21 protein-coding genes are annotated in these 26,173 nt (G+C 71.7%); 9 read left to right on the top strand and 12 right to left on the bottom strand.

The genetic code is table 11. The features are described from left to right. Positions 1-40: 40 nt before the first annotated feature. A complete protein-coding gene (locus JSY13_RS06165) occupies positions 41-1,168 on the bottom strand; it encodes an alkaline phosphatase family protein (RefSeq protein ID WP_259605881.1) in 1,128 nt (375 codons plus the stop codon). 84 nt (positions 1,169-1,252) lie between these two features. On the opposite strand from JSY13_RS06165, the gene JSY13_RS06160 reads away from it, so the two are divergent. Beyond that, positions 1,253-3,703 (top strand): DNA gyrase/topoisomerase IV subunit A, encoded by a 2,451-nt coding sequence (locus JSY13_RS06160; protein WP_259605880.1) that lies wholly within the window; start codon positions 1,253-1,255, stop codon positions 3,701-3,703. A gap of 88 nt (positions 3,704-3,791) precedes the next feature. Here JSY13_RS06160 and JSY13_RS06155 read toward each other — a convergent pair whose 3' ends face one another. Next, complete coding sequence (locus JSY13_RS06155) at positions 3,792-5,879, bottom strand: DNA gyrase/topoisomerase IV subunit B (protein WP_259605879.1); 2,088 nt, start codon at positions 5,877-5,879, stop codon at positions 3,792-3,794. Positions 5,880-6,058: 179 nt separating this feature from the next. Between JSY13_RS06155 and JSY13_RS06150 the strand changes: the two genes are divergently transcribed. Next, entirely contained in the window at positions 6,059-6,265 is a 207-nt protein-coding gene (locus JSY13_RS06150; RefSeq protein WP_259605878.1) for a DUF7455 domain-containing protein, read from the top strand. A 26-nt stretch (positions 6,266-6,291) separates the two neighbouring features. Here JSY13_RS06150 and JSY13_RS06145 read toward each other — a convergent pair whose 3' ends face one another. From JSY13_RS06145 to JSY13_RS06135, 3 genes are read right to left on the bottom strand one after another with little or no spacing between them, the layout of a single operon-like run. Further along, the gene (locus tag JSY13_RS06145; RefSeq protein WP_259605877.1) at positions 6,292-7,356 is read right to left on the bottom strand and encodes an alanine racemase; all 1,065 of its coding nucleotides are present in this window, start codon (positions 7,354-7,356) and stop codon (positions 6,292-6,294) included. Beyond that, complete coding sequence (locus JSY13_RS06140) at positions 7,344-8,036, bottom strand: alanine racemase C-terminal domain-containing protein (protein WP_259605876.1); 693 nt, start codon at positions 8,034-8,036, stop codon at positions 7,344-7,346. Before JSY13_RS06140 ends, JSY13_RS06145 begins: the two co-directional genes overlap by 13 nt. A 19-nt stretch (positions 8,037-8,055) precedes the next feature. Continuing rightward, entirely contained in the window at positions 8,056-9,087 is a 1,032-nt protein-coding gene (locus JSY13_RS06135; protein WP_259605875.1) for a sugar-transfer associated ATP-grasp domain-containing protein, read from the bottom strand. A 93-nt stretch (positions 9,088-9,180) separates the two neighbouring features. On the opposite strand from JSY13_RS06135, the gene JSY13_RS06130 reads away from it, so the two are divergent. Continuing rightward, entirely contained in the window at positions 9,181-10,212 is a 1,032-nt protein-coding gene (locus tag JSY13_RS06130) for a sugar-transfer associated ATP-grasp domain-containing protein (RefSeq protein ID WP_259605874.1), read from the top strand. 65 nt (positions 10,213-10,277) lie between these two features. Here JSY13_RS06130 and murJ read toward each other — a convergent pair whose 3' ends face one another. The 4 genes from murJ to JSY13_RS06110 all read right to left on the bottom strand — a co-directional run bounded on the left by murJ (position 10,278) and on the right by JSY13_RS06110 (position 14,932). Next, positions 10,278-11,837 carry a murein biosynthesis integral membrane protein MurJ gene (gene murJ / locus JSY13_RS06125; RefSeq protein WP_259605873.1) on the bottom strand — a complete coding sequence of 520 codons (1,560 nt, stop codon included), beginning with the start codon at positions 11,835-11,837 and terminating at the stop codon, positions 10,278-10,280. Positions 11,838-11,860: 23 nt separating this feature from the next. Beyond that, complete coding sequence (locus JSY13_RS06120; protein ID WP_259605872.1) at positions 11,861-12,556, bottom strand: coenzyme F420-0:L-glutamate ligase; 696 nt, start codon at positions 12,554-12,556, stop codon at positions 11,861-11,863. Next, positions 12,556-13,845 carry an RNA polymerase sigma factor gene (locus JSY13_RS06115; RefSeq protein ID WP_259605871.1) on the bottom strand — a complete coding sequence of 430 codons (1,290 nt, stop codon included), beginning with the start codon at positions 13,843-13,845 and terminating at the stop codon, positions 12,556-12,558. The genes JSY13_RS06120 and JSY13_RS06115 overlap by 1 nt, the downstream gene beginning before the upstream one ends. A 160-nt stretch (positions 13,846-14,005) precedes the next feature. After that, positions 14,006-14,932 (bottom strand): proteasome assembly chaperone family protein, encoded by a 927-nt coding sequence (locus JSY13_RS06110; protein ID WP_259608116.1) that lies wholly within the window; start codon positions 14,930-14,932, stop codon positions 14,006-14,008. A gap of 115 nt (positions 14,933-15,047) precedes the next feature. On the opposite strand from JSY13_RS06110, the gene JSY13_RS06105 reads away from it, so the two are divergent. From JSY13_RS06105 to sucB, 3 genes are all read left to right on the top strand, one after another. Beyond that, positions 15,048-16,532, top strand: coding sequence for a leucyl aminopeptidase (locus JSY13_RS06105; RefSeq protein ID WP_259608115.1), 1,485 nt, complete (start codon positions 15,048-15,050; stop codon positions 16,530-16,532). Continuing rightward, positions 16,532-17,905 (top strand): dihydrolipoyl dehydrogenase, encoded by a 1,374-nt coding sequence (gene lpdA / locus JSY13_RS06100; RefSeq protein WP_259608142.1) that lies wholly within the window; start codon positions 16,532-16,534, stop codon positions 17,903-17,905. Before JSY13_RS06105 ends, lpdA begins: the two co-directional genes overlap by 1 nt. Positions 17,906-17,970: 65 nt before the next feature. Continuing rightward, the gene (gene sucB, locus JSY13_RS06095; RefSeq protein ID WP_259608114.1) at positions 17,971-19,770 is read left to right on the top strand and encodes a 2-oxoglutarate dehydrogenase, E2 component, dihydrolipoamide succinyltransferase; all 1,800 of its coding nucleotides are present in this window, start codon (positions 17,971-17,973) and stop codon (positions 19,768-19,770) included. A 4-nt stretch (positions 19,771-19,774) separates the two neighbouring features. Here sucB and JSY13_RS06090 read toward each other — a convergent pair whose 3' ends face one another. Further along, positions 19,775-21,487, bottom strand: coding sequence for a hypothetical protein (locus JSY13_RS06090; RefSeq protein WP_259608113.1), 1,713 nt, complete (start codon positions 21,485-21,487; stop codon positions 19,775-19,777). A 125-nt stretch (positions 21,488-21,612) separates the two neighbouring features. On the opposite strand from JSY13_RS06090, the gene JSY13_RS06085 reads away from it, so the two are divergent. Continuing rightward, entirely contained in the window at positions 21,613-22,323 is a 711-nt protein-coding gene (locus JSY13_RS06085) for a DUF4191 domain-containing protein (protein WP_259608112.1), read from the top strand. A gap of 80 nt (positions 22,324-22,403) precedes the next feature. Here the strand turns inward: JSY13_RS06085 and JSY13_RS06080 are convergent, their stop codons facing one another. Further along, the gene (locus JSY13_RS06080; protein WP_259608111.1) at positions 22,404-23,591 is read right to left on the bottom strand and encodes a RimK family alpha-L-glutamate ligase; all 1,188 of its coding nucleotides are present in this window, start codon (positions 23,589-23,591) and stop codon (positions 22,404-22,406) included. A 26-nt stretch (positions 23,592-23,617) separates the two neighbouring features. On the opposite strand from JSY13_RS06080, the gene JSY13_RS06075 reads away from it, so the two are divergent. Then, positions 23,618-24,097, top strand: coding sequence for an ATP-dependent zinc protease family protein (locus JSY13_RS06075; protein ID WP_259608110.1), 480 nt, complete (start codon positions 23,618-23,620; stop codon positions 24,095-24,097). Positions 24,098-24,161: 64 nt separating this feature from the next. On the opposite strand, the gene JSY13_RS06070 is transcribed toward JSY13_RS06075, so the two are convergent. Beyond that, positions 24,162-24,590 carry an RDD family protein gene (locus JSY13_RS06070; RefSeq protein ID WP_259608109.1) on the bottom strand — a complete coding sequence of 143 codons (429 nt, stop codon included), beginning with the start codon at positions 24,588-24,590 and terminating at the stop codon, positions 24,162-24,164. A 119-nt stretch (positions 24,591-24,709) separates the two neighbouring features. Between JSY13_RS06070 and glnA the strand changes: the two genes are divergently transcribed. Further along, positions 24,710-26,134: a type I glutamate--ammonia ligase gene (gene glnA / locus JSY13_RS06065; protein ID WP_259608108.1), complete on the top strand. Its 1,425-nt coding sequence runs from the start codon at positions 24,710-24,712 to the stop codon at positions 26,132-26,134. Positions 26,135-26,173: the final 39 nt, after the last annotated feature.

The following is a 26,173-nucleotide window of genomic DNA, read 5'->3' as shown; positions in this document are numbered from 1 at the left end:
GGCGAGTGAGTACAGCGGCGTAACCCGAGCGCTTCGCCGCTCAGCCCTCGAACGCGCCGCGCAGCAGCAGCGGAACCCGCCACTCCTCGTCGGTCAGCCCGCCGTGCTGCCCGACCATGTTGCGCCCGCGCTGATCCGCGTCGGCGCCGTCGTACAGGGCCCGGTTGCCGCGGGCGACGACGAGGAGATCGCCCAGGCGCTCGACCGCGGCGGCGCTGACCACGGCGCCGAACAGGCCCGCGCGCACGGCCTCGTCACGGGTGACCACGTCGGCGGCGCCCTCCAGGCCGGAACGCCAGCGCAGGGCGACCGCGGCGGCATCCGCCTCCGGCTCCAGGTACACGTGCAGCATCCGCGGCTCCCCGCCGATGTGCCGCACCCCGTCGTGCCAGCCCTCCCCGTCCTCGAGGACGAGCTGCCGGTGCGCGGGGACGTCGATCATGCCGTGGTCCGCGGTGATCGCGACGCCGACGCCGTCCGGCATCCGCAGCCCGAGTGCGGCGTCGACGTCCTCGAGCGCGCGCACCCACTCCGCGGAGGCGATGCCGTGCTTGTGCCCGGCCTTGTCGACCTCGGGCAGGTAGCAGTACACGAGGGCGCCCGGATGCGCGGCGGCAAGCTCCCAGGCCGCGGCCACCCGGTCGGCCGGCTTCTTCTCCGGCACGAACGACGCCCCGCGCAGCGTGGCCCGGGTGAATCCGCTGGTGGCGTAGGCGGGGATCCCGACCGCGAACGCCTGGTGCCCGGCGGCGACGGCCCGTTCGAACACGGTGGGGACCGGCTGCCAGGCGAACGGATCGATGCCGGCGTCCTCCCAGTCGCTGAGCTGGTTCACCAGGACGTCGCGGCGGGGGTCGCGCACGCGGTAGCCGACGAGCCCGTGCTCGCCGGGCGCCGCGCCGGTGAGGATGCTGGTGAGCGCGGCGGCGGTGGTGGTGGGGAACACCGCTGCGGCGACATCGCGCTTGGACATGCCGGCGGTGAGGTGGCGGGCGTGCCCCGCGTGCGCCCGCAGTGGCAGAGCCCCCAGCCCGTCGACGACAACGAGGACCGCCGAGCGCACCGCCGGGAGGCTCTCCGCCTCGCCGCGCAGCGCACGCAGCAGCTCCGGCGCCACCCCGGCGATGTTCCGCGTCGCGGCGGGGCTGGACGGTAGCATGAGAGACATCCGGGCCAGTCTTTCACAGGCATCCCGACGCGTCGCCCCCACCGCGGCGACGCGAGTCCGCACCGACAGCCCCGCAGGAAGTCCATGCCGCGCACGCAGCCGTCCGAGCCCGTCCAGGAGCGCATCCAGGACATCGATCTGTCCCAGGAGATGCAGGGATCGTTCCTCGAGTACGCGTACTCGGTGATCTACTCCCGCGCGCTGCCGGATGCGCGCGACGGGCTCAAGCCGGTGCAGCGGCGCATCCTGTACCAGATGGCGGAGATGGGGCTGCGCCCCGATCGCGGCCACGTGAAGAGCGCCCGCGTCGTCGGCGAGGTGATGGGAAAGCTGCATCCGCACGGCGATGCTCCCATCTACGACGCGCTGGTCCGCCTCGCCCAGCCCTTCTCGCTGCGCGTGGCGCTCGTGGACGGCCACGGCAACTTCGGCTCCCTGGACGACGGTCCGGCCGCCTCGCGGTACACGGAGGCGCGCCTGGCGGCCCCGGCCCTCGCGATGACGGAGGGCCTGGACGAGGACGTCGTCGACTTCATCCCGAACTACGACGGCCAGTTCCAGCAGCCGGCCGTGCTGCCGGCAGCCTTCCCGAACCTGCTGGTCAACGGCACGAGCGGCATCGCGGTCGGCATGGCGACGAACATGGCGCCGCACAACCTCATCGAGGTGGTCGCCGCCGCCACGCACCTGCTGGAGAACCCGGACGCGACCACCGAGGAGCTGATGGAGTTCGTCCCGGGCCCCGACTTCCCCTCCGGCGGGATCGTGATGGGCCTGGACGGGGTGCGCGAGGCGTACGCCACCGGCCGGGGCGCGTTCAAGGTGCGCGGCAAGGTGTCGGTCGAGCCGCTCGGGCCGCGCAAGACCGGGATCGTGGTCACCGAGCTGCCCTACATGGTCGGCCCGGAGCGCCTGATCGAGAAGATCCGCGACGCCGTGCAGTCGAAGAAGCTGCAGGGCATCAGCGACGTCACCGACCTGACCGACCGCAACCACGGGCTGCGCATCCAGATCGGCATCAAGACGGGCTTCGACCCGCACGCGGTGCTGGAGCAGCTGTACCGGCTCACCCCGCTGGAGGACTCCTTCAGCATCAACAACGTCGCCCTCGTCGACGGCCAGCCGCGCACCCTCGGCCTCAAGGAGCTGCTCTCGGTCTACGTGCAGCACCGCCTCGAGGTGATCACGCGGCGCAGCCGATTCCGCCTCGCGCGGCGCGAGGAGCGTCTGCACCTCGTCGAGGGTCTGCTCATCGCGATCCTGGACATCGACGAGGTCATCCAGGTGATCCGCACCTCGGACGACTCCGATCAGGCGCGCGCGCGGCTGCGGGACGTGTTCGACCTCAGCGACCCGCAGGCCGAGTACATCCTCGAGCTGCGGCTGCGCCGGCTGACGAAGTTCTCCCGGATCGAGCTCGAGGCCGAGCGCGACCGGCTGCAGGCCGAGATCGCCGAGCTGAAGGATCTGCTGGCCAGCGACGTGCTGCTGCGCGCCCAGGTCGCGAAGGAGCTGGACGCGGCGGCGGAGGCCTACGGCACCCCGCGCCGGACGATGCTGCTGAACGCCGCCCCGCCGAAGCCGCGCAGCGCGAAGGGCGCCGCGGACCTGCAGATCGCGGACGCGCCCACCGTGGTGGTGCTCTCCACCACCGGGCGCGCGGTGCGGGTCGATCTCGCCGACGGCCAGGGCATCGTCCCCCCGGCCCGCCGCAGCAAGCACGACGCCATCCTGGCGACCCTGAGCACGACGACGCGCACCGAGATCGGGGCGATCACCTCGGCCGGCCGTGTGATGCGCTTCTCCCCCGTCGATCTGCCGTCGGTGCCCCCGGCATCCATCCACCTCTCCGCCGGGGTGGCGCTGCGCGACTACATCGGCCTGCTCGACAAGAGCGAGCGCATCCTCGCTCTGATCCGCTTCGACGACGACACCCCGGTCGCCCTGGGCACGAAGGACGGCGTCGTCAAGCGCATCGTGCCGTCGGCGCTGCCGCCCCGACCCGAGCTGGAGATCATCGGCCTCAAGCCCGGTGACAGCGTGGTCGGCGCCGCCTCCGCGCCCGACGACGCCGAGCTGGTGTTCATCTCGTCGGATGCCCAGCTGCTGCACTTCGCGGCATCCGCCGTGCGGCCGCAGGGCGCGCCCGCGGGCGGCATGGCCGGCATAAAGCTGGGCGCCTCGGCCGAGGTGGTCGCCTTCTCGGCGGTCACCGCCCCCGACGAGGCCGTCGTCGTGACGGTGTCCGGGGCCGAGGGCGTGATCGCGGGGACGGATGCCGGACGCGCCAAGGTGTCGCGGTTCGACGAGTTCCCCGGCAAGGGCCGGGCGACCGGCGGCGTCCGCGCGCACGCCTTCCTGAAGGGCGAGGACCGGCTGCGCCTGGCCTGGGCCGGACCGGAGCCCGCGCTCGCGGTCGGACCCGACGGCGCGGCCCGCACGCTCCCCGAGGCGGGGGCCAAGCGAGACGCGTCCGGTCAGCCGCTGGACGCCGTGATCGGATCGGTGGGACGGGGCATCCCGGCGACGTTCTGACCCGCAGGGCGGCGAGCCGGCCCGGTCGCGGCGGGATCCTGTCCGCGTCGATCGCCTCAGGCGTCGATCGCGTCAGGCGTCGATCGCGTCAGGCGTCGATCGCGTCGCGGGTGAGGCGGTCGGCGGAGTCGACGATGAACTCGCGGCGCGGTGCGACCTCGTTGCCCATCAGCAGCTCGAACACGCGACCGGCCGCCTCGGCGTCCTCCATCCGCACCCGGCGCAGCAGGCGGCCGTTGCGGTCCATCGTCGTGGTGGCCAGCTGCTCGGCGTCCATCTCGCCGAGACCCTTGTAGCGCTGCACCGGCTCGTGCCAGCGGCGGCCCTGCTTGCGCAGCTTCGCGAGCAGGCTGTGCAGCTCCTGCTCGGAGTAGGTGTAGATCGTCTCGTTCGGCTTGGAGCCGGGGTTCATCACGATCACGCGGTGCAGCGGCGGGACGGCGGCGAACACCCGGCCGTCCTCGATCAGCGGCCGCATGTACCGGAAGAACAGGGTCAGCAGCAGGGTGCGGATGTGCGCGCCGTCGACGTCGGCGTCGCTCATCAGGATGATCTTGCCGTAGCGGGCGGCGTCCAGATCGAAGGAGCGGCCGGAGCCGGCGCCGATCACCTGGATGATCGAGGCGCACTCGGCGTTGGAAAGCATGTCACTGATGGACGCCTTCTGCACGTTGAGGATCTTGCCGCGGATCGGCAGCAGCGCCTGGAACTCGCTGTTGCGGGCGTGCTTGGCGGTGCCGAGGGCCGAGTCGCCCTCGACGATGAACAGCTCCGACTGGCTCACGTCGTTCGTGCGGCAGTCGACGAGCTTGGCCGGCAGCGAGGACGACTCCAGCGCGTTCTTGCGGCGCTGGGTCTCCTTGTGGGCCCGCGCGGAGACCCGCGCCTTCATCTCGGCGACGACCTTGTCCAGCAGCATCGACACCTGGTTCTTGTCGTCGCGCTTGGTCGACGAGAACCGCTGCGCGAGCTCCTTGCGCACCACCTGCGCGACGATCGCGCGCACCGCAGGGGTGCCGAGGACCTCCTTGGTCTGCCCCTCGAACTGCGGCTCCGGCAGCGAGACGGTGAGCACGGCGGTGAGACCGGCGAGCACGTCGTCCTTCTCGAGCTTGTCGTTGCCGACCTTGAGCCGCCGCGCGTTCTGCTCGACCTGGCCGCGCAGCGTCTTCAGCAGCTCCTGCTCGAAGCCCTGCTGGTGCGTGCCGCCCTTCGGCGTGGCGATGATGTTGACGAAGGAGCGGATCACGGTGTCGTAGCCGGTGCCCCACCGCAGTGCGATGTCGACCGTGCACTCGCGCTCCACCTCGGTGGACTTCATCGACCCGTCCGGCTGCAGCACCGGGACGGTCTCGGTGAAGCTTCCGCTGCCCTGCAGACGCCAGGTGTCGGTGACCGGGGCATCCGTGGCCAGGTACTCGACGAACTCGGAGATGCCGCCCTCGTAGTGATACGACGTCTCGTTCGCCGCGCCGTCGGTCGAGGCGCGCTCGTCGCGGACGACGATCTCGAGCCCCGGGACGAGGAAGGCGGTCTGCCGGGCGCGGGTCTCCAGCTCCGCGAGCTGGAACGCGGCGTCCTTGGTGAAGATCTGCCGGTCCGCCCAGTAGCGCACCCGGGTGCCGGTGACGCCCTTGGCGACCTTGCCGACGATGCGCAGCTCGCTGCGCTCCTCGAACGGGGTGAACGGCGCGTCGGGGCGCGGCTCGCCGCGGTCGGCGAACACGCCAGGCTCGCCGCGGTGGAAGGACATCGCGTAGGTCTTCCCGCCGCGGTCGACCTCGACGTCGAGCCGCTCGGAGAGGGCGTTCACGACCGAGGCGCCCACGCCGTGCAGGCCGCCGGAGGCCGCGTAGGAGCCGCCGCCGAACTTCCCGCCGGCGTGCAGCTTGGTGTACACGACCTCGACGCCGGAGAGCCCGGTGCGCGGTTCGATGTCGACCGGGACGCCGCGCCCGCGGTCACGCACCTCGACGCTGCCGTCGGCGTGCAGCACCACGTCGATGCGGGAGCCGTTGCCGGCCACGGCCTCGTCCACGGCGTTGTCGATGATCTCCCAGAGGCAGTGCATCAGGCCCGGGGAGCCGTTCGACCCGATGTACATGCCGGGTCGCTTGCGGACCGCCTCGAGGCCTTCGAGCACCTGGAGATGATGGGCGGAATACTCGGCGGTCACGGAGATCGATTCTATGCCCGCGGGTGCGGCCGGTCGGGACGACACTCCCCCGCCGGCGCAACCCCGGGGGCCGGTCGTACGCGCAGAGCGAAACACGCCGTGATCCGGGCATGCCCCCCGGTGAGGCGTGGTTTCATTTAGTGACACTCCGAACACCCGACACCCGAGGAGGCACCGAGATGAACGCTACGACCGAGCGGGTCGAGTACCGCCTCACCGCCATGGACCGGTGCGACTCCTGCGGGGCCCAGGCCTACATCGCCGCCGAGGTGAACGGGTCCGAGCTGCTGTTCTGCGCCCACCACGGACGCAAGTACGAGGAGAAGCTGCGCGCCATCGCCACGAGCTGGCACGACGAGACCGCCCGTCTCGAGGAGACCGCCTGAGCGTGTAGACGCGGCCTGAGGAACCCTCAGGCCGCGGTCACGACACGGCCCACCGCGGGTGTGAGCCGGGTGACGATCTCCTCGCCGACCGTGCCGATCCGCTCCGCGAGAGCGGTGGCATCCGGTTCCCCGTGCGCGCCCGGCCCGAACAGCCGGACCTCCTGACCGGGGGCGGCGCCCGGCCAGCCGCGCACGCTGCTGCGCAGTTCGTCGATGCGGGTGAGTTCCCGCAGACCTGCCGGAGTGGCGATCCGCACACCGGCGAGGGTCGAGGGCAGCCCGTGCAGCGCGCCGATGCCGATCACCGCATCGCCGCCGTCGCCGTCCGCGGCGATCACGGGCGCCGTGAGCGCCGCGATCGGGCGCACCCCGGGGATCTCGGGTCCGTCCGCCGAGCGGATGCCGTAGCAGAACGCGCCGATCCGGCACACGCTGCCGCGCAGCTCGGGGCGCCACCACGACGCGGCCGACGCCGTCAGGTGCAGGGCCGCCGGCCGGGCGCCGGCCGTGCGCACGGCGGCGACCGCGCGGCGGAACTCGGCGGCCGCGGCGTCGTCCTCCTCGTCGCTGGCCTCCGCGAGGTGGCTCCACACCCCGGCCACGTCGAGCAGACCCGCCCGCTGCGCCGCGGCGGCTTCGGCCACCGCCTCCGGCCACTCCTCGGGACGCATGCCGTTGCGGCGCAGTCCGGTGTCGATCTTCAGGTGCACGCGTGCCCGCCGGCCGAGCCGTTCGGCCGCGGCGATCACGCGCCGCAGGTACGCCGTGGTTCCCACGCCGAGCTCGACCCCGGCGTGCAGAGCCTCCTCCACCTCGTGCTGCGCGGAGGTGGCCCAGGCGAACACGCGCGCGCCGGGTGCCCGCGCGGCGATCCGCAGCGAGGTCGGGATGTCGTAGCCACCGAAGAGGTCCACGTCGCCGCGGGCGGCGTCCACCGCCCACTCCAGGCCGTGGCCGTAGGCGTCGTCCTTCATCACCAGCATCAGCTCGGACGGGGCGATCCGCATCCGCACGGCGTCGATGTTCGCGAGGAACCGGCGGTGCGAGATCCTCAGGGTCGGCCCGGCGGCCGGCGGGATCATGCTCGCCATTCGCGCACCGCCTTCGCGCCGGCCACGGCGACCAGCTCGGTGGGGCGGAGGCCGGTGATGCGGGCCCAGTCCGCCAGCGCGTCCCGGGCCGGCCCGGTGCCGCCGAAGTAGATCACGTCCGTCCCCTCCTCCGCGTGCGCCCCCTCCAGGTCCACGACGCAGACGTCCATCGCCACGCGGCCGATGATCGGGCGCAGCACCCCGTCGATCTCCACCCGGGCGTGATTGCCGAGAGCCCGCACGACGCCCTGCGCGTACCCGCCGGTGACGAGCGCCGTGGTGGTGTCCACGGTGGCGCGGTGCGTGTACCCGTACGAGACGGCCTCGCCCGCGAGCATCCGCTTCACCGAGAGCACCCGCCCGGCGAGGCGCATGGCGGGCGTCCGGCTGTCCTCCGCGCCGGGCAGGCCGTACAGCGCCTCGGGGGCGATGTCCGCCTCGCCGTCGGTGACGGCGCGGATGCCGGATGCCGCGAGGCTTTCGACGGTCCGCGCGTCGTCCACCAGCACGGCGCGGACGCCGGCATCCGTCACCACCCGCGCCGTCTCTGCGACGCCGTGACCGTACGCGTCGCCGCGCAGGTCGGCGACAACGCCGCCGGCGGCGACGGCCGCCTCGGCCGCCTCGCGGACGGCGCGCGCCGAGATCTCGGCCCGCGGCAGGCTGCGAGAGCCGCTCATCGTGCGTCGGAGGCCGCGGTCATCGGCGGCTGGCCTCGATCACCGGGCGATGCCGCTCCTTGCTGCCGGTGCGGATGCCGGTGGCGCTGACGCGCGTCTCGTACAGTCCGGGGGTCCAGTTGCCCTCGATCAGCACCGGGCCGTCGGGGCCGACGGCGACGTCCCAGCCGACGTAGGGCACGGTGGGCACCTCGCGCGCGGCACGGTCGACGAGCTCGACGACGCGGTCCCACATCGGCACCTGGAAGTCGACGATGGAGGCGCCCGAATCGGGGTGCGTCTCGTAGCGGCTCTTGTGCTTCCCGGTGTGCCCGGGCCCCACCGAGTGCCCGTTCTCGTCCAGCATCGTGAAGAACCCGCCCCAGGTGAACTGGTCGCTGACCGCGCCGCGGCCGAACTTCTGCGCCGCCATCAGCACGTGCACGGTCTGCCCGTCGAAGAACGTGGCCACGCGGGTCGTGTTCACGGTGCCCGCGCAGTACTCGGCGAGGTACGGATGCTGCACGATGGGCTGCTCGAGCAGGCGCTGCCCCTTCTCCAGCAGCTCGGTGCGGAACCCCTCCCAGTCGGCGACCTCGGCGGTGTCGTAGCGGAACACGCCCTTGCCCTCGCGCCCGACCGGCGTCTTGGCGATGATCACCGGATGCCGCTCGGCGAAGGCGCGCAGCCCCTCCGCGTCGGTCTCCGCCAGGTCGAGCCACTCGCGGCCGAGGTAGGCGGCGAAGCGGCGGTTGAAGGAGAGCTTGTTCTCGAACTGCAGCACGTCGGTGCGGTCGTTCAGCGCCTGCGCGAGGTGGTGCTGGATCAGCGAGGTCATGAACGTCTTGCGCTCGGCGCGGGTGAGCAGCGCGAAGTCGGCCTCGTAGTAGTCGATGTACGCGGTGTCGTGGAACGCCGCCCAGATGAGCATGTCCACGAAGATCCACGGGGCCCACTTGCCCTGCTCCTGCGCGATCTGCGTCGCGAACGACCAGACCCGGCCGGGGTTGAACGCGGTCAGCCGCTTCAGCAAGTACTTCAGGCGCGCCGTGAGTGCGACGTCTCGGGACAAGGCAGGACCTTTCGAGGCGGACGGGTGGGAACGTCCCATGGTAGCCGCTCCCCCTCGCCGGGCCCTGTGACGCCTGCGTGTTAACCTGGTCGGATGGATCAGAAGCGGTTGCGCGTCCGGTACCTCATCGACCGGGCACGGCGGCTGAATCCGACCCAGCTGCTCGAGCTCGCTCGCCAGGTGAAGCGGGTGTCGAAGGCTCCGCTGCCGGTCATCCTCGCCGACATGCTGTGGTGCTCGGTGCGCTACGAGATGGGCTTCCGGGACTACGTGGTGTGGGACATCCGCATCCTGAACGCACGGGAGCGCGCCACCTGGATGACGCATCCGAAGGCGTTCCGGCTGAACAAGACGCTGAACGGCCCGGACTCGAAGGTGATCCTGGGCGACAAGCTGCGCTTCCTCGCCGACTTCGCCGACCTCACCCGGCGGGACTGGATCGACGCCTCCCGCGCCTCCGAGCAGGATCTGCGCGACTTCCTGGAGCGCCACCCCCGCGTGATCGCCAAGCCGGCGCAGGGCGAGGGCGGCGCGGGGATCGCGATCTACCACACCGCGGACATCGAGGACGTCGCCGCGTGGCGCGCCGCGCTCGTCGAGCGCGATCAGACGCTGCTGGAGGAGGTGCTGCGCCAGCATGACGACCTGAACGCGCTGTACCCGGACAGCGTCAACACGGTGCGGATGATCACGTACCGCGACCCGCAGGACCGGCTGCACGTGATCGCCTCGGTGCTGCGCATCGGCAACGGCTCGGTGATCGACAACTTCGCCTCCGGCGGGATGTTCACGATGCTCGACGACGACGGCGTCGCGCTCTACCCGGGCGTGGACAAGCAGTCGAACATCTACCACGAGCACCCGGCCACGGGCACGCGGATTCAGGGCTTCCGGGTGCCGTTCTACCCCGAGGTCGTCGCGATGATCGAGGACGCGGCCAAGCGCCTGCCCACCGTGCCCTACGTCGGCTGGGACATCGCGATCACCCCGGACGGCCCGGCTCTCATCGAGGCGAACCACAACTCGAGCGTGTTCCAGATGAAGCCCTCGGCCTCCGGTGTCCGCACCGGCCTGCTGCACCGCTACGTCGAGGCGATCGGCCCCGGCGTGCTCGACAAGCGCTGACGGACGCTGAGCCTGTCGACGCGGACGCTGAGCCTGTCGAAGCGGACGCTGAGCCTGTCGAAGCGTCAGCGCCGGCGCAGCGCGCCCAACGCGGTGCGCAGCTCCGGCACCCGGAACAGCGCGAGCAGCGCCACGTACACGGCACCGGCGGATGCGGCGATGAGGCAGCATCCGAGCACCCCCCAGAGCTGACCGGCGAGCATCCATCCGCCGACGCCACCGGAGAGCAGGTACACGCCGTACCCGGCCGCGCCGGCGGGCACCGCCATCAGCGCGAAGCGGGTCAGGGCGCGCCACACCCCGCCGAGGCCGAGCGAGCCGATCCGGCGGCGCAGCAGCACCGTCGCCAGCACGGTCTGCAGGATGCCGGCGCAGGACTGCGCGAGCGCGACGGCCGCGGCCAGATTCTCGACCGGCACCGTGGCGGCCACGACGAGGGTGAACGCGAGCACGAGCGAGCCCTGCACCATCGTGAACACGAACGGGGTGCGCGCGTCGCCGTACGCGTAGAAGGTGCGCTGCACGATGAAGAGCACCGCCATCGGCAGCAGGCTGACCAGGTACGCCAGCAGCACCGGCGCGACGGCGACCGCCTCCCCCGGGCCTTCGCTGAACACCCGTGCGGCGGGCTGCGCGGCGGCGGCGACCGCGGCGATCGCGATCACGATGAACAGGCCGAGCACGCGGAGCGACTGCCGGATGTCCGCCTTCAGCTCGTCGTCGCGCTCCGCGGCCGCGTGCTCGCTGATGCGGGTGAAGTACGGGGTGCCGATGGCGAGGATGATCATGGAGTACGGCACCATGTACACCAGCCAGGCGTAGCCGGATGCCGCGACGGAGGCGTGCCCGCCTTCGGAGGCGGGCGTGACCGTGAGAGCCTGCACGATCCCCACCAGCTGCCCGACCAGGGTGGTCAGGAACGTCCAGGTGGCGAGCTTCCCCATGTGCCCGAGGCCCATGCCCCGCCAGCGGAAATCGAGCCGCAGCGGGATGCCCGCCCGTCGCCAGAACAGTACGAGCACGACGGTCTGCGCGATGACGCCGAGGGTTGCGGTGCCGGCGAGGGTGGCCACCATGGCGGGCGACCAGCCCTCGAGCGCGCTGCGGCCCTGTCCGAACAGCACGATGAAGACACCGAACCCGCCGATGGAGACGAGGTTGTTCACGATCGGCGCCCAGGCGTACGGCGCGAACATCCGCCGCGCGTTCAGGATCTCCCCCAGCAGCGCGAACATGCCGTAGAAGAACAGCTGCGGCAGGCACCAGTAGGCGAACTGCGTGGCCAGCGCGTGCTGCTCCGGGCGGTACTGCGAGTAGAGGTCCACGAGCAGCGGCGCGGCGAGGGTCGCCACGACCGTGACGGCGCCGACCAGGACCGCGCCGAGCGTGAGCAGCTTGGCGAGGAAGTCGTGTCCGCCGTCCTCCTGCGCGCTCACCCGCACCACCTGCGGCACGATCACGCCGGTGAGCAGCCCGGCGGAGATCACCGCATAGATGCTGTTCGGCAGCTGGTTCGCGGTCGCGAACGCGTCACCGGCCTGGCTGATCGTGCCGACCGCCGCCACGAGCACCATGGCCCGCAGCAGCCCGGTGACCCGGGACGCGAGCGTCCCGGCTGCGATCATCGCACTCGCGCGACCGATCCCCATCAGGCGGCGCGGATGACGCCCATCGGCGTGGACTCGTGTCCCTGCCCGAGCGGGTTGTCCCGGAGGATGGCCACGAGCCGCTGCTCCCCCGCGCGGTCCAGCGTGGAGCCGAGGATGTTGCCGCCGATGTCGTTGATGTCCACGACGGCGACCTCCACGCCGGCCGGCAGCAGCGTCCGCAGGTGCTGGGCGACCTGCCTGGGCTTCTCCGGGCCGAGCACGACCGCCGTGTTGTACGGCGGGATCGTGTGCGAGGTGGGGCCGTCGATGGAGCGCGCCTTGTACCCGGCGACGCGGTAGAAGTCGCCGCGGCGCCCGAACGCCTTGGTCACCGCGGAGACCGCGGCGGCGAGCAGGATGCGGGGCGTCCCGCACTCGCGCAGCGCCATCTCCATCGTCTCGGGCATGCCCAGGCCGATGCCGTAGCTGGTGCGGGTGACATACTTCGACAGGAAGCGGGCGAGCCGGCGGGGCCGGATCTCCTCGAGCTGGTACGACCGGCCCTGCGTGATGGCGACGATCTTCTCCGTGACGAAGAGGATGTCGCCGTCCTGCAGCACGCCGGCGGTGTACTCGCGGATGATCTCGTCGAGGTCGTCGCCGGGCATCACGACGCGGGTGCGGATCGGGATGCGCTGGTACGTGGTGCCGTCGATGTCGACGGTGAGGGCCTTGCCCTTGTTCGCCTCGGCCATCACTCGAGGTAGTCCCGGAGCGACTGCGAGCGGCTGGGGTGCCGCAGCTTCGCCATCGTCTTGGACTCGATCTGGCGGATCCGCTCGCGCGTGACGCCGAAGGTGTCGCCGATCTGGTCGAGCGTCTTCGGCTGCCCGTCGCCGAGGCCGAAGCGCATGCGGATCACGCCGGCTTCGCGCTCGGACAGCGAGTCCAGCAGCTGCTCCAGCTGGCGCTGCAGCATGGTGAATCCGACCGCGTCGGCCGGGACGACCGCCTCGGTGTCCTCGATCAGGTCGCCGAACTCGCTGTCGCCGTCCTCGCCCAGCGGGGTGTGCAGCGAGATCGGCTCGCGACCGTACTTCTGCACCTCGATGACCTTCTCCGGGGTCATGTCGAGTTCCTTGGACAGCTCCTCCGGCGTGGGCTCGCGGCCCAGGTCCTGCAGCATCTGGCGCTGCACGCGGGCGAGCTTGTTGATGACCTCGACCATGTGCACCGGGATGCGGATGGTGCGCGCCTGGTCGGCCATGGCGCGGGTGATCGCCTGACGGATCCACCAGGTGGCGTACGTGGAGAACTTGAAGCCCTTGGTGTAGTCGAACTTCTCCACCGCGCGGATGAGGCCCAGGTTGCCTTCCTGGATGAGGTCCAGGAACTGCATGCCGCGACCGGTGTAGCGCTTGGCGAGGGAGACGACCAGACGCAGGTTCGCGCCCAGCAGGTGGCTCTTCGCACGCTGGCCGTCGCGGGCCACCCACTGCAGGTCGAGGCCGAGCTGGCTGGACTTCTCGGCCTCGCTCATGTGCGAGAGCTTCTCCTCGGCGAACAGGCCGGCCTCGATGCGCATGGCCAGCTCGACCTCTTCGGCCGCGTTCAGCAGCGCGACCTTTCCGATCTGCTTCAGGTAGTCCTTGACCGGGTCGGCGGTGGCGCCGGTAATCTGCGTGGAGTAGACCGGGACGTCGTCCTCGTCGCTGGAGGAGATGACGATGGCGCCGGTGGGCAGCGGCTCGGTGAAGGCCGGCTTCTTGTCGCCCTCCTCCTCGGCATCCGCCTCGGCGACCTCGCCCTCGGCCTCGGCCGTGTCGGCGTCGGCGAGCTCTTCGGGGGCGTCCTCGTCGTCGTCCTTCTTCTTGGACGTCTTGGCGGCCGCCTTCTTGGGCGCGGCCTTCTTCGCCGGCGCCTTCTTGGATGCAGTCTTCTTCGCGGGCGCCGCGGTCTCGGCGGCGGCGTCCTCGGTCTCCGGAGCGTCGGCTTCCGCGGTCTTCTTCGTCGTCCGGGTCTTCTTGGTCGTGGCAGGAGTCACGTTTCGCCTTTCACGGAGCGGTGCACTCGCCCCGGGCCATTTCGGACACTAGTAAGACCCTTGTCAACTCCGGGCGCGGAACGCCGGTTGACAACGGGTCGAACATCCATTATCACACACCGCGGGCCCGAGGGGCGCCCGCCGGCCGGATGCGGCGCGCTCAGCCGAGCTTGTCCTCGTCGCCCGGGCGGCGGGTGGCGAGGTAGCGCTCCAGCTCCGCGGCCAGCTCGTCCGCGGAGGGCAGGTCGCGCTCGTCGAAGCCGTCGCCGACGTCCTCCGCATCCCGTCCGGACATGTACGCGTCGTAGCGGCGCTCCAGGGTGTGCACCATCTGCACCAGCTCGTCGTTGCCCTGCACCTGCTCGTCGACGCGCGCGCGGAACTCGTCCCGGGCGGCGGCGATCTCGTCGGTGCGCAGCACCAGCCCGGTGGCCACCATGATCTTGTCGGCCGCGGCGAGCACCGTGTCCGGGTAGTCGGTGTCGGCCAGGTAGTGCGGCACGAGCAGCACGAAGCCGGCGACGCGGATGCCGCGCTCCGCGATCCGGTACTCCAGCAGGTGCCCGGCGGTCGAGGGCACCTGGGTGCGCGGACGCCACACCGAGTGCGCCGCGACGAGGTCGCGGCGGTTGCCGCTCACCGTCGTGCCGAGCGGGCGCGTATGCGGCACAGGCATCGCGATCGAGTGCACCCAGGCCACGCCGGACACCTCGAACTCCGCGATGAGGTCGAGCACGGCGTCCGCGAAGGCGTCCCAGGCGAAGTCGGGCTCGTAGCCGGAGAGCAGCAGGAACGGCTGGCCCAGGGCGTCGTGCGCGAGGGACAGGTCCAGCCGTGCCGGGCGGTACTCGGTGAGGTGGTCCTGGTCGAAGACGACCACGGGGCGGCGGGCCCGGTAGTCCAGGAGCAGGTCGTTGTCGAAGACGGTCACGGGCGCGGGCGCCGTGGTGGCGTGCAGGTGGTCGATCAGGCCGGACACGGCGCTGCCGGCATCCGTGAACCCGGTGAGCAGGACGACCAGCGGAAGGCCCCCGGGGACCGCGGGGCCGTCTGCGACACGTGCATGAAGCTCTCCCGAGAACGGCATGCTCCCATGCTACGAGCCGCCGGAGGCGTGCGCTCGGCGGGAGCGATGCTCACAGCGAACACGCGGACCCGGTGGTGACGGGCCGCGGCGGGCGCCTCTCCCTAGGATGGTCCCCATGACGCTTCCCGAGATCACGCCCTCGTCCGATCGGTTCCCAGGAAGTGCGGCCGACGCCGCAGTGCTCGTCATCCCGGACCCGGCCGCCGCGGACGGCGCTCTCGACGGATACCCCGGTCTCGCCGACGCCCTCGCCGGCATCGGCTTCAAGGGCACCGCTTCGGCGTTCGCCCGGCTGCACCTGCCGGAGGTGTCGCCGGTGCCGCTGGCGGTGGTCAGCACGGGACGGAATGCGGATGCCGGTGCGGTGCGCGACGCGGTCGGCACGGCGGTGCGCTCGCTGACCGGCTACGGCACGGTCGCGATCGGCTTCGCCCCGGGTCTGGAGGCGTACGCGGATGCCGCCGCGGAGGGCGCCCTGCTCGGCGGCTACCGCTTCGACGACTACCGCTCGGAGAAGAAGCCGGGCAAGGCGTCCGCGCTGGTGCTGCACGCCGCGCTGGACGAGACGGCGCTCACGCGCGCCCGGGCGGTAGCCGAGGCCGTGGCACTGGTCAAGGACCTCGTCTCGGTGCCGGCCGAGTGGCAGAGCCCGGCGGATCTGGCCGCCTCCGCCGCAGGCGCGGTCGCCGGCCTGCCCGTGGACGTGCGGATCCTGGACGAGAAGGAGCTCGAGGAGCAGGGCTACGGCGGCATCATCGGCGTGGGGCGCGGGTCGGACCGGCCGCCACGGCTGGTGCGTCTGGACTACTCCCCCGCCGCCGCCGTCCGCCACATCGCGCTCGTCGGCAAGGGCATCACCTTCGACACCGGCGGCCTCTCGCTCAAGCCCGCCGCCAGCATGGTCGGGATGAAGTTCGACATGGCCGGCGCCGCCACCGTGCTGGCGGTGCTGCGCGGCATCGCCGAGCTCGCCCTGCCCGTACGTGTCACCGCATGGATGTGCATCGCGGACAACATGCCCTCCGGTCGCGCCACCCGGCCCGGCGACGTGCTGCGGATGCTGGACGGGCAGACCGTCGAGGTGCTGAACACCGACGCCGAGGGACGGCTGGTGCTCGCCGACGGCCTGGTCGCCGCAAGCCGGGAGAAGCCGGACGTGATCGTCGACGTGGCCACGCTCACCGGCGCCATCCTGGTCGCGCTCGGCAAGCGCCACACCGGTGTGATGGGCGAGGACGAGGCGGTGCGCGAGTACCTCGAGGCGGCGGCTGCGACGGGTGAGCCGGCCTGGGCCCTGCCGCTGCCGGACTACATGGAGGAGTCGCTGGACTCGCAGATCGCCGACATGGTCAACGCGAACATGGGCGACCGCTCCGGCGGGTCCCTGTTCGCCGGCCTGTTCCTGCGGCGGTTCGTGGGCCGGACCTCGCAGGACGAGGACGCACCGCGGATCCCGTGGGTGCATCTGGACATCGCCGGGTCGGCCGAGCACAGCGGCTCGCCGTACGGTTTCACCGAGAAGGGCCCGACCGGAGCCGCCGTGCGCTCGCTGATCGCGTTCGCCGAGGCATCCGCCGCCGCATCCGCCGAGGAGGCATGATGACCGCGCACGACACCGACATCGTCGTCCTGGGCGGCGGCAGCGGCGGATACGCCGCCGCTCTGCGCGCCAGCGAGCTCGGCAAGAAGGTCGTGCTGATCGAGAAGGACAAGGTGGGCGGCACCTGCCTGCACCGCGGCTGCATCCCGACCAAGGCGCTGCTGCATGCCGCGGAGGTCGCCGACCACGTACGCGACGCCGCATCCGTGGGCGTCGCCGCCGCTTTCCAGGGCATCGACCCGGCCGGGGTGCGCGCCTATCGCGAGGGCATCGTCGCCAAGAAGCACAAGGGTCTCGAAGGACTCATCAAGGCGCGCGGCATCACGGTCGTCGCCGGCGAGGGGCGGCTCCAGGCCGACCGCTCGGTCCGCGTCGGCGACGACGTCTACCGGGGGGCCGACGTCATCCTCGCCACCGGCTCGTACAGCCGCTCCCTGCCCGGGCTGGAGATCGGCGGGCGGATCCTCACCAGCGAGCAGGCGCTCGCCCTGGACGAGGTGCCCGAGCGCGTGATCATCCTCGGCGGCGGCGTCATCGGCGTCGAGTTCGCCAGCGTGTGGCGCTCGTTCGGCGCCGAGGTCACGATCATCGAGGCGCTGCCGCACCTCGTCCCGAACGAGGACGTCGCCCTCAGCAAGGGACTCGAGCGCGCCTTCCGCCGCCGCGGCATCGCCTACTCCCTGGGCGTGCGCTTCCAGCAGGCCGTGCAGGACGACACGCAGGTCACCGTCACACTCGAGGACGGCACCGTGCACAGCGCCGACTATCTGCTCGTCGCGGTCGGCCGTGGGCCGGCCACGGCCGGTCTCGGCTTCGAGGAGGCCGGCGTCGCCCTCGACCGCGGCTTCGTGACCGTGGACGAGCGGCTGCGCACCAGCGCGCCGGGCGTGTGGGCGGTCGGCGACATCGTGCCGGGCCTGCAGCTCGCGCATCGCGGATTCCTGCAGGGCATCGCCGTCGCAGAGCGGATCGCCGGGCTCGAGGTGCCCGCGGTCCCGGAGACGCAGATCCCGCGCGTGACCTACAGCAGCCCCGAAGTCGCCTCGGTCGGACTCACCGAGGAGGCGGCGAAGGCCGCGCACGGCGAGGACGCCGTCGTCGCCTACGAATACAACCTGGCCGGGAACGGCAAGAGCGAGATCATCGGAACGGGTGGCACCGTCAAGGTCGTCCGCAGGAAGGACGGCCCCGTCGTGGGCGTCCACCTGCTCGGCGACCGCGTCGGCGAGCTCATCACCGAGGGTCAGCTCGCCGTCGCCTGGGAGGCGCACCCCGAGGACATCGCACCGCTGGTGCATGCCCATCCGACGCAGAGCGAGGCCCTCGGTGAGGCGTTCCTCGCGCTGTCCGGAAAACCGCTTCACGCACTCTGAACCGCAACAATGGACGTCCAGGTCACTAAGCTGAAGGCGTCACAGATTTCAAAGGAGACTCCGTCATGAGCACACCCGTGGTCCTCCCCGCTCTCGGTGAGAGCGTCACAGAGGGTACGGTCACCCGCTGGCTGAAGCAGGTCGGCGACACCGTTCAGGCGGACGAGGGCCTGCTCGAGATCTCGACCGACAAGGTCGATACCGAGATCCCCTCGCCCGTGAGCGGCGTGATCGAGGAGATCCTCGTCGCGGAGGACGAGACGGTCGAGGTCGGGGCGCTCCTGGCGCGCATCGGCGACGGCAGCGGTGCCGCGCCGTCCGGCCAGGCCCCCGCCGCCGAGACCCCGCAGGCCGAGGCCGCTCCCGCCGAGGCCGCACCGGCCGAGGCGCCCGCCGCCACGTCGGCGCCGGCCGCGCAGGAGGCTCCCGAGCAGGCCGCACCCGGGCAGGCCGCACCGGCCGCTTCCTCGGGCGATGCGACCGACGTCGTCCTCCCGGAGCTCGGCGAGAGCGTCACCGAGGGCACCGTCACCCGCTGGCTGAAGCAGGTCGGCGACGAGGTCGCCGTGGACGAGGCGCTGCTGGAGATCTCGACCGACAAGGTCGACACCGAGATCCCGTCACCGGTCGCCGGCGTGCTGCAGGAGATCGTCGCCGCCGAGGACGAGACCGTCGCCGTCGGCGCCGTGCTGGCCCGCATCGGCTCGGGCGCTCCCGCCGCACCCGCCCAGGAGGCTCCGGCCCAGCCCGCTCCGCAGGCGCCGGCCCAGCCGGCTCCGGCACAGGAGGCTCCGGCGGCGCAGCCCGCGGCACCCGCCCCGGCAGCCCCCGCCCAGCCCGCGGCACCTGCCGCCGCTCCCGCCCAGCCGGCGGCCCCTGCCGCCGCTCCCGCCCAGCCCGCGGCACCGGCCGCCGCCCCGGCGCAGCCTGCCGCGGCCGCGGAGCCCGCCGCGGCCGAGGGCGACACGCTGTACGTGACCCCGCTGGTGCGGCGCCTCGCCGCGCAGCAGGGCGTCGACCTGGCATCCGTGAAGGGCACCGGCGTCGGCGGCCGCATCCGCAAGGAGGATGTCTTGAAGGCCGCCGAGGCGAAGGGACAGGCATCCGCACCCTCCGCCGCCCCCGCGCCGAAGCCGCTCGAGGTCTCGCCCCTGCGCGGTACCACGCAGCCGATGTCGCGCCTGCGCAAGGTGGTCGCCGAGCGTGCGGTCGCCTCCATGCAGCAGACGGCGCAGCTGACGACGTTCGTCGAGGTCGACGTCACCAAGCTCGCCGCCTACCGCGACCGGGTGAAGGGCGAGTTCCAGCAGAAGACCGGCGACAAGCTCTCCTTCCTGCCGTTCTTCACGCTGGCCGCCGCGGAGGCCCTGCAGGCGTTCCCGATCATCAACTCGACGGTCGACGGCGACAAGATCGTCTACCCCGACACCGAGAACATCTCGATCGCGGTCGACACCGAGCGCGGGCTGCTCACCCCGGTGGTCCGCGATGCGGCCACCAAGAACCTGGCGCAGCTCGCACACGAGATCGCGGACCTCGCGGCCCGCACCCGTGACAACAAGCTGAAGCCGGACGAGCTGGCCGGCGGCACGTTCACCGTGACCAACACCGGGTCGCGCGGCGCGCTGTTCGACACACCGCTGGTGTTCCTGCCGCAGTCCGCGATCCTCGGCACCGGCACGGTGTTCAAGCGTCCCGGTGTGGTGACCGTCGACGGCGTGGACGCGATCGCGATCCGTTCGTACGTGTACCTGGCGCTGTCGTACGACCACCGCACGATCGACGGCGCGGACGCCGCGCGCTTCCTGGGCGCGGTCAAGGCCCGCCTGGAGGCGGCCGACTTCGCCGCGCAGCTGGGCATCTGAGCAGCTAGCCCGGCCCTGATGGCTGGTCCGCGATGTCGTAGACGTCGCGGACCAGCCATCTTCCGTCTGCGCGGGCGAGGACGACGATCTGCGGCCCCGTCCCGTCGCCGCTGACACGCAGCACAGCGACGTCCCCGTAGTCCTCGACGAGCTCCACCGCGGACGCCGGACCGGCCGCGAGGTTCTCCTGCACGGCGGGCGCGGCGCCCGGTGCGATCGCCTCGGCGCACTCCGCGTCCCCTTCCGCCCGGCAGCGGGCGATCCCGGCGAGAAGCGTCTGCCCGGTCCGCACCAGGTCGGCGGGCGCGGCGGAGGCGCCCGCCTCATCGCCGGCGGCGCAGTCTCCCGGTGCGGCGCACGCTCCGGATGCGCCGTCCCCGGCGCCGGAATCGGTGGCCTCGGGCCGAGTGTCGCGCGTCAGCACGCCGCCCGCGCCCGCCGCAGCCGGGTCCGCGTCGCCGTTGCCGCGCGACCCCGGCGCCTGCGCGGTGGCCGAGGCCGGAAGCCGCTCATCGGCTCGCGTCTCCCCCGGCACCGCCGGCCAGAGGATGCCCGCAGCGAGCACCGCGACGGCCGCCGCTGCACCCACGAGAAGAGGCCGGCGCCCGACCCTTCCCGGCGTCCGCGCGGCCTGCTCGCCGGGCGCCATCACCGACGTTCTCATCCGGGCGCGCCCGCCGCGGCCTCGCATCCGGAGCTCCGTCAGCCGGGAGCCGACCGCGGCACGCACACCGGGTGGATGCGTGCCCGGCTCGGCGGTCACCCGCCGCGCCCGTTCCGAGGGTGCCGTCCGCCATCTGAGGATCGCCCCGAGGGGCGCCCGGAGGAGCGGCACCCTCGTGCCCGCCGGGGGCGCGGCACGACCGATGACCGCCGAGGGCACGGTCCGCCCTGCACCCGCCCGACGGCGCACGGCGTCCGTCCCCGCCTCGGGATCCGCGGTCGCGGACGCCCACGGCACCGCCGCCGCGTGCGCGGCAGAGGCCGCCGCCGGGAGAACGCCGCGGGCCACCGTCGTGCGAGTGTCGCGGGCGGTCGCTCGGTCGCCGCGGACCGCGATCGCCACCTCGCCGACATCTCCCGCGCCGACCTCCCCCGCGGCGACGACCTCGCGCCGCAGCGGCTTCGGAGCCGCGAGCTCGGTGAGAGCGTCCTCCCAGCCGTCCAGCCGGCGACGGACAGCGCGCGCGCCGTCCGGCATCCGCTCCACCTCGGCCAGCAGGCGCTCCAGCGCTCTGTCCGTGCATCGTGCGCGCACCCGGGCGACGAGCGCCCGCACGGCGGGGATCAGCGCCTCCCCCGCCCCAGGGACGAACAGCGGGCGGGCGTCGCCGTCCAGCCACCACGCCCCCGTGAACGGCTCGTCCCCGGCCTCCCCGATCCCGCGCAGCAGGCTGCCGACGAGCGTGACCGCCTCGCCGGTCGCGAGCGGCTCCTCGGCCGCCGCGCGGCGCCCCAGGAACACGTCCACCCGCTCCGCACACCACGGCAGCAGGACATCAAGCCCGTCGCCCCGGCGGACGACGTCGGTCACGCCCGCAATGTGCTCACTGCCGGCGAAGCGCCACAGCGGCGCGGGCGTCCGCTCCGCCGGCATCCGCACGCGCACCCGTCCGCCGTCGGCCACCAGCACGCCGGCGAAGGCAGACTCGGCGTCGTCCACCTGCCGGATGACCCGGTGCGCCCCGGGTACGAGAGCCGCCGCTGCGTCGTCCATGCCCCCATCAGAGCGCATGCGGGCCGGTGCCGGTGCGCGATGCACCGGTCGCTGTGCACAGATCGGGGCATCCGCGCTCCTGTGCAGGACGGCCGGAGCACCGCCGACTCGGTAGGCTGGTACCCATGGCAAAGCGTGCTCCCGAACCTGAGAAGCGTCCCGGCTTCTTCTCGCAGATCCGGTCCCTGTTCCGGTTCACGCGCGAGGTCTACGGCTGGCTGCCCTGGGCGCAGCTCGCGATCCTCGTCGGCGGCGTCCTGATCGGGCTCATCATCGGGCTCCTGCTCGGGCACGCGCAGTGGTACGCGCTGCTGCTCTGGGGCATCACCGGCCTCATGCTCGGTCTGCTCGGCGCCATGATCCTGATGACGCGGCTGTCCACCAAGGCCATGTACGCCAAGATCGACGGGATGCCCGGCGCGAGCGGTCACGTGCTCAGCACCGGCCTCGGCCGCAGCTGGCAGGCCGCGGACACCCCGGTCGGCATCAACCCGAAGACCCAGGAGGCCGTCTACCGCGTCGTCGGCCGCGGCGGCATCGTCATCGTCGGCGAGGGCGCCCGGGGCCGCTTGACGCGTCTGGTCAACGAGGAGCGCACCAAGGCCCAGCGGGTCGCGCACGGCGTGCCGGTGACCGTGCTCTACGTCGGACACGGCGAGGACGACGTCGCGATCGCGGACCTCGCGAAGACCATCAAGAAGCTGCCCAAGGCGATCGACAAGGCCACGATGGCCGCCGTCATCCGCCGTCTCGAGTCGGTGTCGCAGTCGTTGTCGTCGCTGCCGATCCCGAAGGGCATCGACCCGACCAAGGTCAGGGCGCAGCGTCCGCGCTGAGCATCCGCGACGAGGAAGGCCTCCCGCCCCGCAGAGGGCAGGAGGCCTTCGTCGTCCTGGCGGTCGCTCGAGGCGCCCGTTCAGTCGCCGAGCGGCTCCTTCGGCAGGCGCCGCACCTTGGCGCGGCGGCGCTTGCGCTCGGGGATCATCGAGCGCATCTCCTCGAGCTTGCCGAAGCACAGCAGCCGGTCCTCGGGCTCGAGCACCACGTGCTTGCGCGGGTTCGGGATGACGCTCACCCCGCGGTGCAGGGTGAGGACGGTGATGTCGCGGTCCCACAGCCCCAGGTCGCCGAGCTTCTTGCCAACCTGCTCCGCACCGGCGTGCATCACCAGCTCGGCGACGCCGTAGCCGGTGGAGACGGAGAGACGCTGGCGGATGTCGATCTCGGGGAAGGCCACCTGCGCGGCGATGTAGTCGATGATCGCGCCGGCGACGTCGAGGTTCGTCGCCGCCTCGATGCCCTGCAGTCCCGGGGAGGAGTTCACCTCCATCACCAGGGGGCCGTCCTCGCCCTCCAGCATGTCGACGCCGGCGACCCGCAGTCCCATGATCTGCGCGGAGCGGACCGCGGTCTGCTCGTACTGCGGGTCGAGGGTGACCGGCTCCACCCGGCCGCCGCGGTGCACGTTCGAGCGGAACTCGTCGCCATCGGCAACGCGGCGCATCGCGGCGACCACGCGGTCGCCGACGACGAGGGCGCGGATGTCGCGGCCGCGGCTCTCGGCGATGAACTTCTGGATCAGCACGTTCTGCTTGGTGGAGTGCAGCGTCTCGATGATGGCCTCGGCCACCTTCACCTGCGGGGCGAGGATCACGCCGATCCCCTGGGTGCCTTCCAGCAGCTTGATCACGACCGGAGCGCCGCCGACCCGCTCGATCGCGGGGCGCACGTCTGCGCGGTTGCGCACGAACGCGGTCGGCGGCATGGAGATGTTGTGCCGGGAGAGGATCTGGTTCGCCCGCAGCTTGTCGCGGGCGCTGGAGATGCCGTTCGCCGTGTTCGGGGTGTACACGTCCATCTGCTCGAACTGACGCACCACGGCCGTGCCGAAGTAGGTGATCGAGTTGCCGATCCGGGGCAGGATCGCGTCGTAGTCGCTGAGCTGCCTGCCTCGGTAGAACAGGTCCGGCACGTCCGCCGACAGATCGATCGCGAAGCGCAGGGTGTTCAGCACCTTCACGGTGTGACCCCGCTGCAGTGCGGCCGCCCGGAGACGCTGCGTGGAGTAGGACTGCGGTGCCCGTGAGAGGACGGCGATCTTCACAGAGGGTTTCCTGCCAGGATGTAGGGGTGGGTCGGTCCTCTCATTCAAACACGCTGACGGGGTGGCGCGAGTGGGTCGCGCTGCCCGACCTCGGCATCGACTGGATCAAGGCGAAGATCGACACCGGCGCCCGCACCTCCTCGCTGCACGCCTACGACGTGCACGAGTTCGAGCGCGAGGAGGAGGAGTGGGTGCGGTTCACGGTGCGGCCGTGGCAGAACAGCCAGGCGGATGCCGTCGTCGCCGAGCTCCCGGTGCACGATCGTCGCGCCGTGCGCAGCTCGTCCGGGCATGCGCAGGAGCGGATCGTGGTGCAGCTGATGCTGCGACTCGTCGACCGCGAGGTGCTCGCGGAGGTCACGCTCAGCAACCGTGACGAGATGGGATTCCGGATGCTGATCGGGCGCGAGGCGCTGCGCCAGGGCTTCGTCGTCGACCCGGCCCGGTCCTTCCTCGGCGGCCGCGCGCCGCGTGAGACGCGCCGCCGCAACCGCGGCAGGGAATGAGCCCGTCCCCCGCGGACGCCGAGCCTGTCCCCCGCGGACGCTGAGCCTGTCGAAGCGTCCCGTTTCAGGAGCGGATCAGCACCGTGCTGGCCGCCTTGTCGTGCAGGCCGCGCTGATCGGCATCCCAGATCACGGCGGGGATGACGAACACGAGCAGCAGCGTGCGCACCACCGGACGCCACAGGCCCACCCAGCCCCCGCCCATGCGCACCACCCGCATCCCGAGGATGCGGTGCCCGGGGCTGCCGCCCGCGGTCGGGATGAACAGGATCTGCAGCAGGGCGAAGACGAGCATGGGCGCGAACTGCCGCCAGCCCGCCTCGTGCGGCAGCGCGAGCGGGTCGTAGCCGAGGAAGCCGATCGCGATGATCGTCGCGGCCGTGTAGTCGATCAGCAGGGCGCCGACGCGGCGGCCGATCCGGGCGATGCTGCGCGGCCCGCTCTCCGGCAATCCGAGGCGCTCCCCGGGGTACGCGTTCACGGCATCCGTCACCGTCTCAGCCTACCCAGCCGCTGTAACATCCCCGAAACACGACGGACACGGTCGGGAAACGGGTCGGCCATAGCCTGCGTAAGGTTGCAATCGACCAGTACCCGATCCAGGAGTCGTTCATGTTCACAGATCCCGCAGAGGTGCTCCAGTACATCAAGGAGCAGGACGTCAAGTTCCTCGACATCCGCTTCACCGACCTCCCCGGTGTTCAGCAGCACTTCAACATCCCCGCTTCGGCGGTCGACGAGGACTTCTTCCGTGACGGCCAGCTGTTCGACGGCTCCTCGATCCGCGGCTTCGCCAGCATCCACGAGTCCGACATGCAGCTCATCCCGGACGTCACCACGGCCTACCTCGACCCGTTCCGGGCCGAGAAGACGCTGATCATGGTCTTCGACATCTACAACCCGCGCACCGGCGAGATCTACTCGAAGGACCCGCGCCAGGTCGCCAAGAAGGCGGAGAAGTACCTCGCCTCCACCGGCATCGCCGACACCGCGTACTTCGCACCCGAGGCGGAGTTCTACATCTTCGACGAGGTGCGCTACGAGGTCACCGCCGGCAAGAGCTTCTACGCCGTGGACTCGGACGAGGCCGCCTGGAACTCGGGTCGCAAGGAGGAGGGCGGGAACCTCGGCAACAAGACCCCGTTCAAGGGCGGCTACTTCCCCGTCTCCCCGGTCGACAAGCAGGCCGACCTGCGCGACGACATCGTCCTCAAGCTCGCCGACGCCGGCCTCATCGTCGAGCGCTCGCACCACGAGGTGGGCACCGCGGGTCAGGCGGAGATCAACTACCGCTTCGACACCATGGTGCGCGCGGCCGACGACGTGCTGAAGTTCAAGTACATCGTCAAGAACACCGCCCAGGAGTGGGGCAAGACGGCGACCTTCATGCCGAAGCCGCTGTTCGGCGACAACGGCTCGGGCATGCACACCCACCAGTCGCTGTGGCTCGACGGCAAGCCGCTGTTCTTCGACGAGACCGGCTACGGCCAGCTCAGCGACACCGCGCGCTGGTACATCGGCGGCCTGCTCAAGCACGCGCACGCCGTCCTGGCCTTCACCAACCCGACCCTGAACAGCTACCACCGCCTGGTGAAGCACTTCGAGGCGCCGGTGAACCTGGCCTACTCCGCCGGCAACCGCTCGGCCGCGATCCGCATCCCGCTCACCGGCTCGAACCCGAAGGCCAAGCGCATCGAGTTCCGCGTGCCGGACGCGTCGGGCAACCCGTACCTCGCCTTCGCGGCCCAGATGATGGCGGGCCTGGACGGCATCAAGAACCGCATCGAGCCGATGGAGCCGATCGACAAGGACCTCTACGAGCTCCCGCCGGAGGAGGCCAAGAACATCCCGCAGGTGCCGAACTCGCTGCTGGACTCGCTCGAGGCGCTCCGCAACGACCACGACTTCCTCCTCGAGGGCGGCGTGTTCACCAAGGAGCTCATCGACACCTGGATCGAGTACAAGTACGAGAAGGAGATCCTGCCGATGGCGCAGCGTCCGCACCCGTACGAGTACGAGCTGTACTACGGGGTCTGACCCCTTCGCGAAAGCCCGTCCCGGTCACCTGCCGGGGCG

This window comes from Microbacterium neungamense, from assembly GCF_024971095.1.
Taxonomy (GTDB): domain Bacteria; phylum Actinomycetota; class Actinomycetes; order Actinomycetales; family Microbacteriaceae; genus Microbacterium; species Microbacterium neungamense.
The sequence above is the reverse complement of the archived record's forward strand: the minus strand, read 5'-3'. Positions and strand labels throughout refer to the sequence as shown.